The organism is Rhizobium sp. RSm-3, assembly GCF_001854685.1.
Classification (GTDB): Bacteria; Pseudomonadota; Alphaproteobacteria; order Rhizobiales; family Rhizobiaceae; genus Rhizobium; species Rhizobium ecuadorense.
Genome location: NZ_MAWZ01000046.1, coordinates 119,313 through 135,809, shown reverse-complemented (window position 1 = coordinate 135,809; position 16,497 = coordinate 119,313). Strand labels below are relative to the sequence as shown.

General features: G+C 61.8%; 15 protein-coding genes. 9 read left to right on the top strand and 6 right to left on the bottom strand.

Annotation, left to right across the window (positions count from 1 at the left end; all coding sequences use genetic code 11):
* Nucleotides 1-23 precede the first annotated feature (23 nt).
* From BBJ66_RS25975 to BBJ66_RS25965, 3 genes are all read right to left on the bottom strand, one after another.
* The gene (locus BBJ66_RS25975; protein ID WP_071090843.1) at nt 24-803 is read right to left on the bottom strand and encodes an ABC transporter ATP-binding protein; all 780 of its coding nucleotides are present in this window, start codon (nt 801-803) and stop codon (nt 24-26) included.
* Between the two features lie 131 nt (nt 804-934).
* Nucleotides 935-2,344: an aldehyde dehydrogenase family protein gene (locus BBJ66_RS25970; protein ID WP_071090840.1), complete on the bottom strand. Its 1,410-nt coding sequence runs from the start codon at nt 2,342-2,344 to the stop codon at nt 935-937.
* Entirely contained in the window at nt 2,341-3,405 is a 1,065-nt protein-coding gene (locus BBJ66_RS25965) for a homoserine dehydrogenase (protein ID WP_071090837.1), read from the bottom strand. Before BBJ66_RS25965 ends, BBJ66_RS25970 begins: the two co-directional genes overlap by 4 nt.
* A gap of 230 nt (nt 3,406-3,635) precedes the next feature.
* Between BBJ66_RS25965 and BBJ66_RS25960 the strand changes: the two genes are divergently transcribed.
* Entirely contained in the window at nt 3,636-4,103 is a 468-nt protein-coding gene (locus BBJ66_RS25960) for an Lrp/AsnC family transcriptional regulator (protein ID WP_049734850.1), read from the top strand.
* A 50-nt stretch (nt 4,104-4,153) separates the two neighbouring features.
* Here the strand turns inward: BBJ66_RS25960 and BBJ66_RS25955 are convergent, their stop codons facing one another.
* Together BBJ66_RS25955 and BBJ66_RS25950 are read right to left on the bottom strand one after the other, a co-directional pair.
* On the bottom strand, nt 4,154-4,414 hold the full coding sequence (locus BBJ66_RS25955; protein WP_003542830.1) for an ArsR/SmtB family transcription factor: 261 nt from the start codon (nt 4,412-4,414) through the stop codon (nt 4,154-4,156).
* A 128-nt stretch (nt 4,415-4,542) separates the two neighbouring features.
* On the bottom strand, nt 4,543-5,307 hold the full coding sequence (locus tag BBJ66_RS25950) for a sulfite exporter TauE/SafE family protein (RefSeq protein WP_049734657.1): 765 nt from the start codon (nt 5,305-5,307) through the stop codon (nt 4,543-4,545).
* 107 nt (nt 5,308-5,414) lie between these two features.
* On the opposite strand from BBJ66_RS25950, the gene BBJ66_RS25945 reads away from it, so the two are divergent.
* Entirely contained in the window at nt 5,415-6,068 is a 654-nt protein-coding gene (locus BBJ66_RS25945) for a thiamine phosphate synthase (protein ID WP_071090834.1), read from the top strand.
* Nucleotides 6,069-6,078: 10 nt separating this feature from the next.
* Nucleotides 6,079-7,161 (top strand): tetratricopeptide repeat protein, encoded by a 1,083-nt coding sequence (locus BBJ66_RS25940; RefSeq protein WP_071090831.1) that lies wholly within the window; start codon nt 6,079-6,081, stop codon nt 7,159-7,161.
* 33 nt (nt 7,162-7,194) lie between these two features.
* On the opposite strand, the gene BBJ66_RS25935 is transcribed toward BBJ66_RS25940, so the two are convergent.
* Entirely contained in the window at nt 7,195-8,943 is a 1,749-nt protein-coding gene (locus BBJ66_RS25935) for a chemotaxis protein (protein ID WP_184343375.1), read from the bottom strand.
* A gap of 343 nt (nt 8,944-9,286) precedes the next feature.
* Between BBJ66_RS25935 and BBJ66_RS33770 the strand changes: the two genes are divergently transcribed.
* From BBJ66_RS33770 to BBJ66_RS25905, 6 genes are all read left to right on the top strand, one after another.
* Nucleotides 9,287-9,610, top strand: coding sequence for an STAS domain-containing protein (locus BBJ66_RS33770; RefSeq protein WP_083335620.1), 324 nt, complete (start codon nt 9,287-9,289; stop codon nt 9,608-9,610).
* A 4-nt stretch (nt 9,611-9,614) separates the two neighbouring features.
* Nucleotides 9,615-9,983, top strand: a complete 369-nt coding sequence (locus BBJ66_RS25925) for a response regulator (RefSeq protein ID WP_049734652.1) — start codon at nt 9,615-9,617, stop codon at nt 9,981-9,983.
* Nucleotides 9,980-12,016: a chemotaxis protein CheA gene (locus BBJ66_RS25920; protein ID WP_049734651.1), complete on the top strand. Its 2,037-nt coding sequence runs from the start codon at nt 9,980-9,982 to the stop codon at nt 12,014-12,016. The genes BBJ66_RS25925 and BBJ66_RS25920 overlap by 4 nt, the downstream gene beginning before the upstream one ends.
* The gene (locus BBJ66_RS25915; protein ID WP_049734650.1) at nt 12,013-12,522 is read left to right on the top strand and encodes a chemotaxis protein CheW; all 510 of its coding nucleotides are present in this window, start codon (nt 12,013-12,015) and stop codon (nt 12,520-12,522) included. Before BBJ66_RS25920 ends, BBJ66_RS25915 begins: the two co-directional genes overlap by 4 nt.
* Nucleotides 12,523-12,554: 32 nt before the next feature.
* Complete coding sequence (locus BBJ66_RS25910; RefSeq protein ID WP_049734849.1) at nt 12,555-14,264, top strand: methyl-accepting chemotaxis protein; 1,710 nt, start codon at nt 12,555-12,557, stop codon at nt 14,262-14,264.
* A 240-nt stretch (nt 14,265-14,504) separates the two neighbouring features.
* Complete coding sequence (locus tag BBJ66_RS25905) at nt 14,505-16,427, top strand: HAMP domain-containing methyl-accepting chemotaxis protein (RefSeq protein WP_049734649.1); 1,923 nt, start codon at nt 14,505-14,507, stop codon at nt 16,425-16,427.
* Nucleotides 16,428-16,497: the final 70 nt, after the last annotated feature.

Sequence of the window (16,497 nt, the reverse complement as noted above, 5' to 3'; positions counted from 1 at the left end):
TTTTGATCGGCGAGCAACGGCGCTCAATTGCGTGAAGAGCTTGTGAATTCGCGACATCGGATGCTGCTGGGGGCGCCGAAGATCTGCTCCGGCCTGCCCTCTTCCTCAACGCGCCCCTGGTGGAGAAACATCACATGGCTGGAAACATCGCGCGCGAACTTCATCTCGTGCGTGACGAGCAGCATCGTCCTGCCCTCGTCGGCGAGATCACGAATGACTTTGAGCACTTCCCCCACCAGTTCGGGATCAAGTGCCGAGGTCGGCTCGTCGAACAGCATCACGGAGGGATCGACGCACAGCGCCCGCGCAATCGAGGCGCGCTGCTGCTGGCCGCCCGACATGAAGGCCGGATAGGCGTTGCGCTTCTCATAAAGGCCGACCTTTTGCAGCAGCGCCTCCGCCTTTTCCGTCGCCTCTTTGCGGCCCATGCCCAGGACATGGATCGGTGCTTCGACGACATTCTCCAAGACGGTCATATGGGCCCAGAGGTTGAAGCTTTGGAACACCATGCCGAGGCCGCTGCGAATGCGCTCCACCTGCCGCCAATTCGCAGGGTGGGCGCGGCCATCCGATCCCGCCTTCAAGACCACTTCCTCGCCATTGACGACGAAGCGCCCTCGATCGGGAATCTCCAAAAAGTTGATGCAACGCAGAAAGGTGCTTTTCCCGGAGCCGGAGGAGCCGATCAGCGATATGACGTCCCCCTTTCTCGCGGTAAGGGAAACCCCTTTCAGCACCTGATGAGCGCCGTAGCTTTTGTGCACGTCATCGACCCGCAAAGCGCAGGAAATATCCTTCGTCATCCACTTCGTTCCCCACTTTTGCGTGGCTTATTGTCAAGGAGTTTAGCCCCGTTTGATGGGGTTCGGCCGCGCAGTTTGCTGTTCTTGCGGCGTTCCTCCGCGTATATTTGGGAACACCGCAGTTTTCCGGCTCATGCGCGATTGATGCAGACTACTTTCGGCTGCGTCATATCCTCATAGGCAAAGCGTACGCCCTCCCGCCCCATGCTCCCATGCTTGAAGCCGCCGAAGGGCATGGCGTCAAAACGATAGTCCGAGGAATCGTTGATCATCACCCCGCCGGCTTCGATGCCGGCCGCAGCCTCCAGCGCATCGGCGAGGTTGGCGGTGAATATTCCGGCATGCAGGCTGTAATCCGGCTCGTTCGCCATGCAAATCGCGTCGGCAAGCGTTTCGAAGTGCTCAAGCATAACCACCGGCGCGAATATCTCTTCCCGCCAGAGTCTGCTTCGGCGAGGAACGCCCTCAAGCACCGTCGGGGTGTAGAGCGCGCCGTCGCGCTGGTGTCCACACAACAGCCGGGCTCCGGCTCCGATCGCCTGTTCGACGGCGGTTTGCGCGCGCTCGGCCGCGACCGGCGAGATCATCGGGCCAACATCCGTCTCCTCTCGACTCGGGTCGCCGGCGCTAAGCCTGGCGGTGCCGGCCACGAACGCCTGGCGGAAGCGCTCGTAGCAGTCGGCCTGGACAAGAATGCGCTGCACGCCGATGCAGTTTTGACCGGCCGCCCAATAGGCACCCGAAATGCACCCCGCCGCCGCCTTGTCGATATCGCAATCCGCCATGACGATAACAGGCGCGTTGCCGCCGAGATCCATGGCCAGCTTCTTCAGCCCGGCAGACCGGGCAATGGCCTCGCCGGTCGCAAATCCGCCGGTAAACGACACCATTCGAATATCCCGAGCAGAAACGATGGCGTGTCCGAGATCCGCGCCGCCGATGGCGACGGTGACGACCGTTTCCGGAAGACCCGCCGCAACCAGCGTCTCGACGAGCTTTAGAGCCGAAAGCGGCGTTAACTCCGAAGGCTTCAACAGGACCGAATTGCCGCCGGCAATCGCCGGGCCGAGCTTATGCGCGACGAGGTTCAGAGGATCGTTGTAGGGTGTGATGGCGGCGATCACGCCAAGCGGTTCGCGTGTGAACCAGCCCTGACGGGCCTCAGAGCCCGCATAGGCGTCGAACGGCACGATCTCGCCGGCATTGCGCTTGGCCTCTTCCGCAGACAGCTTCAGCGTGTTGATACAGCGTAAGGTCTCCTTGCGGGCTTGGACAATTGTCTTGCCCGCCTCGCTGACGATGGTGCGGGCGAAAGCTTCGCACTGTTCTTCGACAAGCCGCGCCGTCTTTTCCAGAATCTCTGCCCGACGATGCCGGGGTAATGCTCGCGACAACGCGGCTCCATGTCTGGTGCGGGCAAGAAGTGCGTCAATGTCGTTCGGGCCGCTGGCCGAAACGATATCGACGAGGGAACCATCGTAAGGGCTTAAAACGGCGATCTCTGGGGTGGTCGAGGCGATCTGGCGCTGTACAGCAGTCATTCTGCAGCTTCCTTGTTTAAGCGGGCCGGTGCGGTGCGGTGGATGGCGACAATGTCGGAGAGAAGCGCATAGGCCGTCTCGACCCGCCCGGCTCCCGGGCCGGTGACGGTCACGGCGCCGAGCAAGCCGGTATTGAAGGAAACCGCATTGATGGCACCGCTCACCCCTGCAAGTGGATGGTCGAGAGCCAGGCGCCGGGGTGCCACGGAGGCCTCGATCCGACCGTCCTCCCCACGGATTGCCGAGCCTATCAACTTCCAGCGGCATCGATCCTTGGCCGCCGACTCGAGGTCGGCGACAGTCAACGACGAGATACCGCGGCAGGAAACGTCAGCCGGCGCCAGCGTGGCGCCCAGCAATTCGTTCGCGAGAATGACCACCTTGAGCCGCACGTCATAGCCCTCGACATCCGCCGTCGGATCCGCCTCGGCATAACCAAGCGCCTGCGCCTCACCGACGGCTTCCGAGAAGCCAAGCCCGCTTTCCATGCGCCCCAAAACGAAATTCGAGGTGCCGTTCAGAATGCCTTCGAAACCGTTGAGCCCAGAACCGGCGAGTGTTGCTTTCGCCATGCGGATGACGGGGGTGCCGCTCATCACCGTCCCTTCGTACTCGAAGGAAACATGATTGCGGCGGGCGAGCGCCTTGAGATCGGCAGCGGCAAGGGCGACCGGGCCCTTGTTGGTGGTGATCACGTGCCTGCCGCTTTCAAGCGCCCAGCGGCAATGGGAAACAGCTGGTTCGCCGTCATCAGGATTGGTGAAGGTGGCTTCCGCGACGATGTCGGCGGGCGCTTGCCTGATGACCTGCTCGTTATTCGCTTCCGCTGATCCGCCGGAAAGCTTTGCGAACCCGCCCTTCTCAAATCTTGTCTCGATGAGCATGCCTGCGTCGATGCCGTTTGCTGATACGACGGAGCCGAGATTGAGGTCGGTAACGGCGACGATGTTGAGCTGAAAACCGAGCTCGGTTCGCCAGCGATCGTTCTGCTCAGCCACGAGTTCGGCAAGGGCGCGGTTGACCCCGCCAAATCCGATAAGCGCGATATTGTATTGTACCATCTCGGTTCCTCATCATGGGCGATGAGCAAAGGATGACGGTGCAGAAGGTCATCGGGAAGCTTGCAGAACGACCAAATTGATGGCCACTTTGCCACTCATCGGTCACGACGCGCAGATTTCCCGCGATGAATCGTGCTCGATGAAGGCGATAGCTGCAAATGGGCGGAAATATGCAGTTTCACCGCGCAGATTCGACATAGTATGCGCAAAGACAACCGACGGCGATGATCATGGAACCGATTGACCAGCTAGACCGCAAGATCCTGGACATTATCCAGATCGATTGTCAGATGAAGGCCGAGATCATAGGCGACCTCGTCGGCCTCTCCGCTTCTGCCGTGCAGCGGCGTCTGAAACGGATGCGCGATTCCGGAATCATCACGGCTGAGATTGCCCTGGTCGACCGCAAGGCGGCCGGCACCCCAATGATGTTCATCGCGGGGATGGAAATCGAGCGGGAGAACTATGACGCTCTTTCCAAGTTCCGGGTCTGGTTGGCGAAGCAGGCGCACATTCAGCAGGTCTACTACGTGACCGGTTCAGTCGATCTGGTCGCGATCATCACCGCGCGCGATGTCGGACAATATGATGAAATCACGGCTAACCTGATGTCCGAGAATCCGCAGATCAAAAGCATTCACACGAATGTCGTGTTGAAGGATATCAAAGTCGGAATGTTTGTTCCCATCGCGGATTAGGACCCGGTTCTATTCCCTCGTTCCGGTCCCGCGGCATCCGGAAGCATGCATCAAGCCCAGAACTGATCCAGCCATAAATTGAGCTTATCGAAACCGCGGTTGTTGACCGTGTAGATGCGTTTCGTGCCTTCGGATGTCACCGAGACGAGGTTGCTGTCGAGCAGCGCCTTCAGGTGCTGCGACACGGCCGGCCGGCTGATCGGAAGGCCCTCGGCAAGCTCGTTGACCGTCCGCGGAGCGCGACGCAATTCCTCCAGCAGAAACCGCCGGTTCGGATCGGCAATCGCAGAGAAAGGGTCCGTGTTCGACATGCCGGGAAAACTACGTCAAACCGGCCGTTCCAGCAAGGAAATTGTGCGTTGCAGCGTACTACAGCACCGTGCTTCTTTTCAGATGCGCTCAGGATGCTGTTACACTTAGAATTGCTGCAGGGCGGGCTCTACCAGCCAAGACCCTCTCGCACGATGAGGAAGGCGGCGATCAAGGCCATCGCATACATGAAGGGATAGAAGACCGCCGGCTTCATGCGGCGCACGCACCAGGCGCCGGCAAGAGTGGCGAGCGGGGCGAAAGGCAGGAGCGTCGCGGAGGTTGCAAGGTTCTGGGTGTCGAGCTGGCCGAGTGCGAAATAGGGGATCAGCTTGATGGCGTTGAGGATCGCGAAGAAGCGCACGCTGGTGCCGGTATATTCGCGCGGCTGCAGCTTGAGCGGCAGGGCGTAGATCTGGAAGGGTGCGCCGCCGGCGTGGGCGACGAAGCTGCCGTAGCCGGAAAACGTGCCCCAAAGGTTGGCGGCGACCGGCCGCTGGCCGCGCGGCGGGACGATCCTGTCGGCGCCCGGGCCGTAATTGTTCCAGAAATAGCGCAGGCAGAAGAGGATGGTCACCGCACCGATGACGATGCGCAGCACATTGCCCGGAACGAGCGCCGAGGTTGCCCAGCCCAGCGCGATGCCGAAGACTGCGCCCGGCAGCATGATCTTCAGCGTCGCCCAGTCGCCGTGCTTGCGCCAGATGACGAGCGAAATCATGTCCATGAAGACCAGGATCGGCAGCAGGATCGCCGCTGCCTCGACCGGCGAGACGACGAGGGCGAGGAAGGGCAGGCCGATCAGCGACAAAGCGTCGCCCATGCCGCCCTTTGCGAGGCCCACCAGCAGAACGGCAGGCACGGCGGCGTAGTAGAATGACAAATCCTGCGGCATGCTTTCGACGTCCTCCTCTTGCAAGCCTCGTCTAACGGAACTACTCACACAAAACGAGTGCGGATCCCTCGTCTCAAAGGGAAATTCGCAGGAAACGGAAAGACCTGATGACCGAACCGGAAAACCGCTGCCGCCTTGTGCTGATCGCACCCGATATTGCCGATGCCGATGAACAGGCAAGGATCGTCGCCGATGCGCTGAAGGGCGGCGACGTCGCCTCGGTGATCGTGCCGCAATACGGGCTCGACGACGGCACCTTCCAGAAACATGCCGAGAAGCTGGTGCCGCTGATCCAGGATGCCGGGGCGGCCGCGCTGATTGCCGGCGACAGCCGCGTGGCGGGGCGGTCAAAGGCCGATGGCCTGCACCTTTCCGGCAATGCCGAGGCACTTTCGGAAGCGATCGAAAAACATGCGCCGAAGCTGATCGTCGGCGGCGGCAACGCAGCCGACCGGCACAAGGCGCTCGAGATCGGCGAAGTCAGGCCCGACTATATCTTCTTCGGCAAGCTCGACGGCGATATCAAGCCGGAGGCGCATCCGAAGCACCTTGCGCTCGGCGAATGGTGGGCGTCGATGATCGAGATTCCCTGCATCGTCATGGGCGGCACCGATCCGGTCTCGGCGCTCGCCGTCGCCGAAACCGGAGCGGAATTCGTGGCGCTGCGGCTGGCGGTCTTCGGCGAGCCCAGCCGGGCGCCGTCTATCGTCGCTGAAGTCAACGCCTTGCTTGACGAAAAAGCGCCACGGTTTGAGGATTGAAATCGCGCTCATGCCGATCCCGACCGCCCGCCTGTTGAAATTTATCCTTGCCAGCATGGCCGCCTTCGTTGCGGCCGGGCCGGATGTCGTCGTGGCGCAAGCCAGCGACAGCGTCATCAGCCAGCCGGGCTCGGCGCCGGCTTCGACCTTCCGCACCGACCGACCCTCTGGCTCGGTCATACGGCCCTCCGATGGTGTCGGCGTGTTCGACCGCATGGGTGCGAAACTGCCGGACCTGCCGCCGGAGAAGGATTACAAGGGACCCGTCGACGAGGCTTACGGCGCCTTCCAGCGCGGTTATTACCTGACGGCAATGGACAAGGCGCTGCCACGCGCCCAGCTCGGCGATGCAGCGGCGCAGACGCTGATTGGCGAAATCCTCTCGCAAGGGCTTGGGGTAAAGAAGGACGTGAAGAATGCCGCCTTCTGGTACGGCAAGGCGGCCGAAGGCGGCGATGCGGCGGCAATGTTCAAATATGCGCTGATCCTGATGGAAGGCGAGGGCGTGCCGCGTGACAAAGTCAAGGCCGACGACTACATGCGCAAGGCGGCCGAGGCTGGCAATCCTTCGGCGGAATTCAACTGGGCGCAGCTTCTCATCGCCGACAATCCCGGCGAAAAGGGGCTGAAGCTCGCCCTGCCGTTCTACGAGAAATCGGCCGAGCAGGGCATTGCCGATTCGCAATATGCCGTGGCGCAGATCTATGCGACGCTGAAGGACCTGCCTGAGGAAAAGAAGCAGCTTGCCCGCGAGTGGATGGTACGTGCGGCGCGTGCCGGTTTCGACACGGCCCAGCTTGATCTCGGCATCTGGCTCGTTAATGGAGTCGGCGGGCCGAAGGATTACGTCAAGGGCTTCGAATGGCTGAAACTTGCCGCCAATGGCGGCAATGTCGCGGCACAGAACAAGCTCGCCCATCTTTATATCAACGCCATCGGCACGGCGCCCGATCCGGTCGAGGCGGCGAAGTGGTACGTCCTGTCGCGCCGCGCCGGGCTCGCCGATCCGTCGCTCGAGGATTTCTATCTCGGCATCGAGGACGATCAGCAGAAAGCGGCGATCGAGGCCGCCAACAAGTTCCGGCGGCGCTGAATTAAGCGCCGCGCGTCCCGGCCGGGAACGGCTTTAAAACAGCGCGTCGGCGAAAAGATCCTCGTCGCTTTCGACTTTGGCAGGTTCGGCTAGAGCAGGGGCAGGAGCGCTGTCCTCGCTCGCCGGGATGATGTCGCGATGAATGCTGCGCTCCTGAACCATCGTATAGTGCTTGAAGATCTTGCGGTCGAGCGGCGCTATCGTCTCGGTGAGATCGGAGATATCGGCGACCTCGGTGCCGGCCGCCTCATCCAGCACATCGGCGCAGCGGGCAAAGACTTCGCCGAGATCGCGCTGGAAATCGAGCTTGCCGATCAGCAGGCCGATCTTGGCGGCGACCTCGCGGCCGTTCTCGGCAAGCACCTTCAATTCGTTTTCCATGACGTCGGCTGCGGAGTGGATGTTGCCGACGGCTGACGTCAGGCTCTCTCCCAGGCCGCCGGCCTCGGCATCAATGGCGGGGGCGATGCGTCCGGCAGCGGCTTCGAGCACCGGCAGGCCGGTGACGATGGCATCGGCGGATTCGTCGAGCTTGCCGGCGAAAATGCGCAGCTCGGCCGTGACGACGTTGATCGACCTGCCTTCCTCGCCGAGACGGCTGCAGCGCAGGTTGGTGTTCAAAGCCATATAATGGATGTCGGTCTTGACGGCACGGATATTGGCGATCGCTTCGGAGAGCTTGGCGGCCGTGCCGATCGTCGACTGGCTGACCTGGTCGGCCTGCCGGCTTGCCGTGTCGACCTGCTGGACGATTTCGTGGGCGGCCGAAACGCTGGATTCCAGCGCGCGCATGAAATTGCCGCCGGATTCGCCGCTGGCGCCGCTCATCTGGTCGCGCAGTTTGAGGATCTCCCGCATGTCGTGATCGAAACTGGCGATCGTCGTGACGACGTTTTCCGATTCCCGCTGGAAATTGGCGCACATGTCGCTCATCTGTGCCGCGGTCAGGTGGTGAATGACATTCTGAAGACGCTTGCGCGCGCCGGCATCGAGCTTCGCGCCCTCTTCGCCGGCAAAGAATTCCTCAAGCAGCGAAAGGGTGGCCTGCACATGCTCGATGCGCTGACGGGTGATATCGCCGATCTGCAGGGCAGAGAGCGTCGAAGCGACCTTGCTCTGGACGCCGCGGGCAATCGCGCCGACCTCGCGGGCGACGACGCCGAGATGCTTGCGGTGTTCAGCGATCTTGGCGGCATCGTCGCGCAGGGCGGCGGCGACGGCCGGAACGGTATCGGCATAACCCTTGGAGACGCTGGCGCCGAAGGAGGCGGCGAGTTTGACCTCCTTGTCGAGACTGTCGAGATGAGTGGCGAAACGGTTGACCTCATCGGTGCCGGAATAGATTCGCTCCAGGATCTCCTGTGCGAAGCCGGCGAATTCGGCAATGCCGGCGCCGGTGATCTTCACGGTCACGGCGAAAGTTCTGAGATAACGCATCGTCTCCTGCATGTCGGAGACGTATTTGCGTAGTTCCCTGCCGGTCTGCGCCAGCGAGAGGAGTGCCTGCTGACGATTTTCTTCGGTGACCGGCAGCGCCGTCAGGCTCTGAACCGTGGCACGGAGATCGGCGCCGGTATCGCTCGATTCCCCATTGTCGAGCGCCGCGGTGACACTCTCCAGAGAATTCAACAGCCGGTTGAGAACATCCATCACCGAGAGCAGCACGGTGCCGCCTTCCAGAAAACGTTCCTCGACCCGGCTGCGAGCGGATTCCAGGGTGCGGCCGATGTCCCGGCCGGATGTGTGGGCTGCAGCGATCGGCGATACCAGAGCGTGTGCCAACATTTATACCTTTTCTTAAAACACAGGCTTATTTGACTCTATTTCTACGGGCAGGATGGAAACGTCCGGTAAACGCGCCAGACTCGTCAGCGTTGTGATTAACGAAAGATGTGGATGGGCGCCGGCCCGGATCTCATCGATGGTTAATATTGCTTAACCTATTGCTTTTACTTTATTTGTTTCTAAATTTTGAGAAGAAAATACAACTTTTTCCGGATGAGAAATTGGGAGTCCCAGGACTCGTTATACGACAGTTTCATACAACCGCTGTTTACCCGGCATTAACGCTGCCGTGAGAGTCCTTTAAAGGTCGTCAAGTATTTCTCCGGCCGAGGGGGCTGCATTGGATACTCCTAAACAATATTGCGAATCTATAAATTTGCTTGACTCGCTCAGTATTCGCTCGGCATCCGAACTATATTCAAAGTTTACTGATGCATTTCGCGTCCACGATACAATCACAGTTAGCATTCCCGAAAGTGCCGAAGCGGATCTGAGTTTCGTTCAGCTCATCGAGTCCTCGCGCCGCCAAGCAAAAGCTGAGGGGAAGACATTCAAACTTTCTAGGCCTGCAAGCGGTTCGCTCCTGAAGGTACTTGAACGCGCAGGTTTCATCGAATCCTTCGATCAAGAAGATTCCAAGTTTTGGTTGCATAAAGAGGTATAAAGTTATGAGTGCAAACATCCTGACTGTTGACGATTCCGCCAGCATCCGCCTGACCACCAAGGTCACACTCACCAATGCCGGGTACAGCGTGACCGAGGCCGCCGACGGGGCCGAGGGCCTGGCGACGGCCAAGGGCAGCAGCTTCGATCTCATCGTGACCGATCTCAACATGCCTGTCATGGACGGGCTGACGATGATCGAGGAACTGCGCAAGCTGCCTGGGCAGGCCGGCGTTCCGATCATCTTCCTGACGACGGAGTCGGACGCCGATCTCAAGGCGCGCGCCAAGGCCGCGGGCGCGACGGGTTGGCTGACCAAGCCGTTCGATCCGGAAAATCTCGTAAAGATCGTGAAGAAGGTTCTCGGACGATGAGTACGCTCGATCCCGTTGCCGTGTTCCGCATGGAGGCTGCCGAATGCCTTGAAGCGATCGAGGCGGGTCTTCTCGACCTGACCCACCAGCTCGACAACAAGGATCTCGTCGATGCCGTGTTCCGCGGGCTCCATACGCTCAAGGGCTCCGGCGCGATGTTCGGTTTCGAGGCGCTCGCCGCCTTCACCCATCATTGTGAAACCGCCTTCGACCGCGTCCGCAAGGGAGAGGTCGCCGCGACGAGCGAACTCGTCGCTGCCGTTCTTGCAGCACGGGACCATATGCGCGCCCTCGTCGATCAGCCTGATGCCGATCACGGAGATACCGGCAGCAAGCTTCTGACGCAGCTGCAGGCTGCCGTCGGCGGCAAGCAGGCGGCGCCTCCTGTTGCACCGGCCGCTGTTCCCGCATCGGCGGCCGCGCTTGCGATATCGGCGAAGAAGAAAAACAGCTGGCGTATCCGCTTCAGCCTGCCCGCCAATTCCATGGCCAACGGCACCAACCCGCTCGGCCTGCTGGACGAGTTGCGTGATCTCGGCGAATGCACCGTGCGCGCCAACACCTTGGCCATTCCGCCGCTCGGCGAACTCACGCCGACAGAACTGCACATTTCCTGGGACGTGATGCTGACCAGCGAGCAGGACCGCTCGGCGATCGACGACGTCTTCATCTTCGTGCTCGACGATATGGAACTCAGCGTCGAGGAGATCGACACTGCTGCGACAACCGTCGCTCCGATCGAGGAAAAGACCGCAGCTGCACCCGTTACTACGGTAGCGGCCGCCGTTCCGGAGTTTCGTCCGGTCGAGGCGGTCCCAGTCAGGCGCGAGGCGCCTGCGGCTGCCAGCCAAGCGAAGACGGCCGAGAATGTCCGCGTTCCGGCCGAACGTCTCGACGAACTGATGGACCGCGTCGGCGAGCTCGTCATCGCGCAATCTCGCCTCAGCCAGCTGGCCAGCGCCAGCGCCGATATCGGGCTGCGCTCCGTGTCGGAAGAAATCGAACGCCTCTCCGGTGAATTGCGCGACACGATGATGGTGCTGCGCATGGTGCCGGTCACCACTCTCTTCTCCCGTTTCCGCCGCCTCGTCCACGATCTCGCCCGCGAGACCGGCAAGGTGATCGAGCTGGTGATGGAGGGCGAGACGACCGAAGTCGATAAAACAGTCATCGAGCGGCTGGCAGATCCGCTGGTGCACCTGGTGCGCAATTCTATCGATCATGGCCTGGAGATGCCGGCCGATCGTCTCGCCGCCGGCAAGACCGAAGCCGGCACGGTGGTCCTTTCGGCTCGCCAGGCCGGCGGCGAGGTGATTATTTCGATCAAGGACGACGGTCGGGGGATCAATCGCGAACGGGTTCGCGCCAAGGCGGAATCCTCCGGGCTTATCCATCCCGGCCAGTCTCTTTCCGACTCCGAGCTGCTGCAACTGATCTTCGCACCCGGCTTCTCGACGGCCGCGGCAATCACCAATCTGTCCGGCCGCGGCGTCGGTATGGACGTGGTCAAGAAGACGGTCGAAGCGCTTCGCGGCGCGATCGACATCGTCAGCGTGCCGGGACAGGGTTCGGAAGTGTCGCTGCGCATCCCGCTGACGCTTGCCATCATCGACGGGCTGTTGGTGCGTGTCGGTTCCGGCCGCTACGTCATCCCGCTTTCGGCAGTCGAGGAATGCCTCGAACTGTCGCTCGAGGAGGATCTGCGCTCGCGCGGCCGCAGCTTCATCTCGCTGCGCGACAGCCTGGTGCCGTTCCTGCGCCTGCGCGATCTCTTCCGCACCGGCACGAAGCCCGACGTCCACCAGAAGGTCGTCGTCATCTCGACCGGCACGGAACGTGTCGGCCTCGTCGTCGACCAGATCATCGGCGACCACCAGACGGTGATCAAGTCGATGTCGAAACTGCATAACGACGTCGCGACCTTTTCCGGCGCGACCATTCTCGGCGACGGCAGCGTCGCCCTCATTCTCGACGTCGGGCACCTGGTTGCCGCGGGTCAGCAGCAGGAGGCGCAATTGCGGGTAGCGGGATGAGTGCAGCAGCAACAGCCGAACGTTTCGACAACCACTGGAGCTATGCCGAGGAAGTCGAGGTGCTAACCTTCGATCTCAACGGCGAGACCTTCGCGCTTGAGGCGGTCATCGTCCAGGAAATCCTGGACCTGCTTCCGGAGACCGCGGTGCCGGGAAGCCAGCCCTTCGTCGCCAGCGTCATCAACTTCCGCGGCAAGGTCATTCCGCTCGCCGATCTGCGCCTGGCCTTCGGGATGGAGGCGGCGGAGGCGACGATCGACAGCCGCATCATCGTCATCGAGATCGATCTGCAGGGCGAACAGACGCTCGTCGGCCTCAGAACCGACAAGGTGAACGAGGTGACGACACTGGCAAAATCCGCGAGCGAGGCGCCCCCGAGCATCGGCATGCGCTGGCGCGCCGACTATATCAACTGCCTGGTGAAGAGGGGCGGAGAGTTCATCATTCTCCCCAATCTTCAGGCAATTTTTTCGTCGAGACACAAGGCGGCGGGAGCCGCCAATTGACGCTGGATGAATTCAAACTTGGGGGTTTGACGATGCGATTGACAATAAAGACCAAACTGGTGACCGCGTTCACCTTCATCATTCTGATGCTGGTCGGCACCGCCGGCTACGGTGTCGTCAGCCTTGGATCGCTGAACGACACGATCGGTAATCTGCTTGCCGGTCCGGCAGCCCGTCTCGACCTCGCGCAGCAAATCAACATTGCCCAGCTCGAGGCCATCCGTCAGCAAAAGAACCTGCTGACTGCCCGCACCCCCGACGAGACGGCCGGTGCAATCGCCAAGGGCAATCAGGCCCGCAAAGACTTCGCCGATGCCTTCGGCCACGTGCTGACGCTGGCAACGGAAGAAGGCAAGGTGCGCTGGGCGCGTATCGCCGAACTTTCCAAGACCTTCAATGCAGCCGACGACCAGATCCGCGACTTTGTGAAGGCCGGCAATGCCGAAGGCGCAAATACCGTCTCCGTCACATCAGCCCGGGCCGCTGCCAACGATATCGACGCGACGCTCGGCGAAATCCTGGCTCTCGAGAAGCAGCGCATGAAGGCTGCGGACGAAAGCGCCGACGCGCAGTATGCGACCACACGGACAACGATGATGGCAGTGGCTACCATTGCCCTGTTGGTTGCGGCGATTACCGCCTTCTGGATCGCCAGCACGATCAGCAAGGGCCTCAGCCGCGCCAATACCGTGGTACGCGAAGTGTCGGAAGGCGATCTTACGAAGATGGCCGATATCACCAGCCGCGACGAAATCGGCGAGCTTCTCGGCAACGTCAACATCATGATCGAACGCCTGCGCGGCGTCGTCGCCGATGCTTTGTCGGCTGCCGACAACGTCTCCTCCGGCAGCCAGGAGCTTTCGGCAAGCTCCGAGCAGGTGTCGCAGGGCGCCAGCGAACAGGCTGCTTCGGCCGAAGAGGCTTCCGCCTCGATGGAGCAGATGGCCGCCAACATCAAGCAGAACGCCGACAACGCGGCGCAGACCGAAAAGATCGCCCGCCAGTCGGCCAAGGATGCGGAGATGAGCGGTGAAGCGGTGACGCGCGCTGTCGACGCCATGCGCACGATCGCCCAGAAGATCGGCATCGTCCAGGAAATTGCCCGCCAGACGGACCTGCTGGCGCTCAACGCCGCCGTCGAAGCAGCGCGCGCCGGTGAGCACGGCAAGGGCTTTGCAGTCGTCGCCTCCGAGGTGCGCAAGCTTGCCGAACGCAGCCAGTCGGCGGCCGCCGAAATCAGCGCCATGTCGGGTGATACCGTCAAGGCTGCAGCCGATGCCGGCGACATGCTCGGCCGCCTGGTGCCGGATATCCGCAAGACGGCCGAGCTGGTTTCGGAAATCAGTGCGGCCTGCCGCGAACAGGATATCGGCGCCTCGCAGATCAACGAAGCGATCCAGCAGCTCGACAAGGTGACGCAGCAGAATGCCGGTGCCTCCGAGCAGATGTCTGCGACTTCGGAAGAACTCGCGGCGCAGGCCGAAGAACTGCAGGCCTCGATCGCCTTCTTCAAGGTCGATACCGCAGGCAGCGCGCGGTCCGGTGTCGGCAAGGCACAGCCGAAAACTCCGGCCAAGGGTCTGCATCCCTCGGCCGCCGTCCGCAAACCCGCCCCGCAGGCCTACGGCCAGGGCCGTGGCCAGACGATTTCGGCCCAGCAGCAGCGTCTCAAGGGCTTTGCTCTGGACATGTCGATGGGCGGTCCGGATGCCGGCGACGACGACTTCAGGGAGAGCGCGTAAGCGCTCCCCGGGGGAAAGCGCGTAAGCGCCTTCGCCCATGTGATCCCTCGGGTTGCTCCGGCGACCCGAGGAGGGAATATCCCCAACGCGTGTAGGCGTTGGCGCTGCGATCGATAGATGTCGGCCACCGGGAAGCGAATGAGTCGTTTTCCCCTTTCAGACACATCCTTCCAAGCTCGACGTCCCGCCAAGGGGACATGTCTCTCTCCATTCGTTTTGACCGCAAATCGGGGGTATCGCATGCGTTTCACCATCAAACTCAAACTGGGTCTTGCCTTCGGCATCTTGACGCTGCTGCTGATCGGCATCGCGGCGTATGGAAGCGTCAGTCTCGGCACCTTGAACGAGGCGAGCGGCGCCATGATCGATGGCTCCGTACGCCGCCTGGAACTGGCGCTGAACGCCAATATTGCCGAAGTCGACGCCATCCGCGCTCAGAAGAATGCGCTGCTTTCCACGGATCCCGAGGCGGCCGCCGGCTTCTACAAGGAGGCCGACCAGAAATTGCAGGCGATGTTCGATGCCGTCGATGCCGGTCTTGCGATCGCTTTGCCGGAAGGCAAGCCGCATTGGGAAAAGCTGCGGACGATCGGCGGGAAATTCCGTGAGAAATCCGCCGAGCTGCAGCAACTCGATGCCAGAGGCGACAAATCCGGTGCGCTGGCGCTTTCACTCGGCGACCTCAGGACGATGACCGACGACATGGGGGGCGCTATCGCTGCCCTCACCGAGATCCAGCGCAAGGGGATGCAGGCGACCGACCACGCCAATACCGAGCTTTACAACTCGACCAAGTTGATCCTCACTATCGCTTCCGGCATCGCCGTGCTCGTCGCGCTCGGCGCCGCATTGTGGATAACGCTCGGAATCAACAACGGCCTCAGGAAGATCACGACCGTCGCAAACGCCGTCGCACTCGGCGATCTCAACCAGACGGTCGATGTCAGAACCAATGACGAGATCAAGGATTTGATCAATACGGTCAATACCATGACCGCCAATCTGCGCGCCACGGCGGCCCTTGCCGACCAGATCGCCACGGGCGATCTCAGCACCGATGCCAAGCCGCTCTCGGACAAGGATACGCTCGGCATCGCGATGCAGAGCATGATCTTCAACCTCCGAACCACCGCCGGCGTCGCCGACCAGATCGCCAACGGCGACCTGACGGTGTCTCCGAAGCCGCTTTCCGACAAGGATGCGCTGGGTATCGCCCTGGAGCAGATGGTCGAGCGGCTGCGCGGCGTCGTCGCCGATGCGATCTCGGCTGCGGAAAATGTTTCGGCCGGTAGCCAGGAACTGTCGGCAAGCTCCGAGCAGGTATCGCAGGGCGCCACCGAACAGGCGGCTTCGGCAGAAGAGGCCTCCGCTTCGATGGAAGAGATGGCCTCCAATATCAAGCAAAACGCCGACAACGCCGCTCAGACCGAAAAGATCGCTCGCCAGTCGGCCAAGGATGCGGAAGCCAGTGGCGATGCGGTGACCCGTGCTGTCGACGCCATGCGGACGATCGCCCAGAAAATCGGCATCGTTCAGGAAATCGCGCGTCAGACCGATCTGCTGGCTCTGAACGCCGCCGTCGAAGCGGCCCGTGCCGGCGAGCACGGCAAAGGGTTTGCAGTCGTCGCCTCCGAGGTACGCAAGCTGGCCGAACGCAGCCAGTCGGCTGCTGCCGAAATCAGTGCCATGTCGGGTGATACGGTGACGGCTGCCCAGGAAGCGGGCGAAATGCTCGGCCGACTGGTGCCCGACATCCGTAAGACGGCCGAGTTGGTTTCCGAGATCAGCGCGGCCTGCCGCGAGCAGGATATCGGCGCTGCCCAGATCAATGAAGCGATCCAGCAGCTCGACAAGGTGACGCAGCAGAATGCCGGCGCCTCCGAGCAGATGTCTGCGACTTCGGAAGAACTCGCCGCGCAGGCCGAAGAACTGCAGACGTCGATCGCCTTCTTCAAGGTCGATATGGCGGGCGGACGCCGTGAGCGCCCGCCGGCGGCAAAAGCCACCGCCCGCAGCCGGCCTCAGGCCGCGCCGCGCAAGCCGGCCACCAAGTCACCGGCCAATACGGTTGCTGGCCAGCAGGCCCGCGTGAAGGGGTTTGCCCTCGACATGTCGATGGGCGGTCCCGACACCGTGGATGACGAGTTTCGGGAGAGCGCGTGAGCGCTTCCTGGGGGACGCTTAGGCGTTCCCCTTCGCAACTGTTGTGGGCCGGCTGGCACGGCCCGCGACG